Raw genomic sequence first — 1,806 nt, forward strand, 5'->3', positions numbered from 1 at the left:
AAGCGCGCTCGGGCGATGGGCGACGATGACGACGATGCCGCCGCGCTCGCGCACCTTGGCGATCGCCCTGGTCAGCGCCTCCTCGCCTTCGGCGTCGAGGTTGGAGTTCGGCTCGTCGAGCACCACCAGGAAGGGATCGCCGTAAAGCGCCCGCGCCAGCCCGATGCGCTGGCGCTGTCCGGCCGACAGCGCCGTGCCGTGCGGACCGAGCTCCGTCTGGTAGCCGTCGCGCAGGTGCACGACCAGCTCGTGGATGTCGGCCGCCTTTGCCGCCCGGATGATCTTGCGCGCATCCGGCACCTCGGCAAAGCGCGAGATGTTCTCGGCAATCGTCCCCTCCATCAGCGCCACGTCCTGCGGCAGGTAGCCGACATGCTCGCCGAAGAAGGCCTCGTTCCACTGGCTGAGATCGGCGCCGTCGACCCGGACCGAGCCGCGCAGCACCGGCCAGATGCCGAGGATCGAGCGCGCCAGCGTCGTCTTGCCGCCCCCCGACGGGCCGATCAGGCCGAGCGCCTGGCCGGCCTTCAGCGTGAAGCTGACTTCGCTCAAAAGCACCGCGCCGCTGGTCGGCGCCACCGTCGTGATGTTGTCGACCGTCAGGCTCTCGTGCGGCGCCGGCAGCTCGACATAGCCGCTCTTGTCGTTCAGCACCGCCAGCGTCTCGTTCAGCCGCTGGTGGCTGCGGCGCGCCCCGACCACGCCCTTCCACTGGCCGATCGCGAGATCAACGGGGGCAAGCGCGCGCGCCGTGACGATCGACGAGGCGATGATCGAGCCCGACGACAGCTCGCCGCGGATCGTCAGATAGGCGCCAAGCCCGAGGATTGCCGACTGCAGCATCATCCGCAGCACCTTCGACAGCCCCGACAGCGTGCCGCCGACGTCGGACGTCTTCGTCTGACAGTCGAGGTGGCGGCGGTTGGCCTTCTCGAAGCGATCGACGGCCCGCCCGGTGATCCCCATCGCATGCATGATGTCGCTGTTGCGGGCATTGGAGTCCGCCACCGAGTTGCGCGCCACCGAGGCCTTGATCATCGACTGCGAATGCCGCCGCGTCAGCACCTCGGCAACAACCGTCAGCACCGTCAGCACCACGGCACCGCCGACCGTCAAAAGCCCGAGCATCGGGTGCAGCAGCCAGACGAACACCAGATAGACCGGCATCCACGGCAGGTCGAACAGCGCCACCGGGCCCTGGCTCGACAGGAAGCCGCGCAGCGTGTCGACGTCGCGGCCGCGCTCCATCGCCTCCGAGGTCGAATAGCCGTAGCGCGGCATCTCGATCACCACCTTGTGGGCGATCGGCGCAAGCTCGGCATCCAGCCGGGCGCCGAGCCTGATCAGGATCTGCGAGCGGATGATGTCGAACATCCCCTGGAACAGATAGAGGCTGATCGCCAGGATCGACAGCGCCACCAGCGTCGAGATCGAGCCGCTGGTCAGCGCCCGGTCGTAGATCTGCAGCATGTAGAAGGCGCCCGTCAGCGCCAGGATGTTGATGATCCCCGACAGCCCGAACAGATAGGCAAGGATGCCGCGCAATCCGGGGATCCTGTATTGCGGCTCGCTCTTCTTCTTCGTCATCGCATGCCCCCCACATCAGCGCCGCGGACCATCAGGGCATCAACCCGTCGCCCGGACCGGCGCATTGAACAGAAAGTCCCCGACCGGGATTGCCCCGGTCGGGGAGGCGCGCTCGTCCCCTCAGGAGACGCCGTTGAAGTCGCTGGCCGTCAGGTTGTAGTTGCCCTTCAGCATCAGCACGAAGTCGGCATCGGTGTTGCTGTCGACATTGCCGTGGAT

Annotated in this window: 1 protein-coding gene; it reads right to left on the reverse strand. The window is 67.3% G+C overall.

The genetic code is table 11. The features are described 5' to 3' along the window. Positions 1-1,587, reverse strand: a 1,587-nt coding sequence (locus FHT97_RS30615; protein ID WP_183865220.1) for a type I secretion system permease/ATPase, incomplete at its 3' end; no start/stop codon positions are given. Positions 1,588-1,806 lie beyond the last annotated feature (219 nt).

The organism is Rhizobium sp. BK399 (genome assembly GCF_014194695.1).
Taxonomy (GTDB): domain Bacteria; phylum Pseudomonadota; class Alphaproteobacteria; order Rhizobiales; family Rhizobiaceae; genus Rhizobium.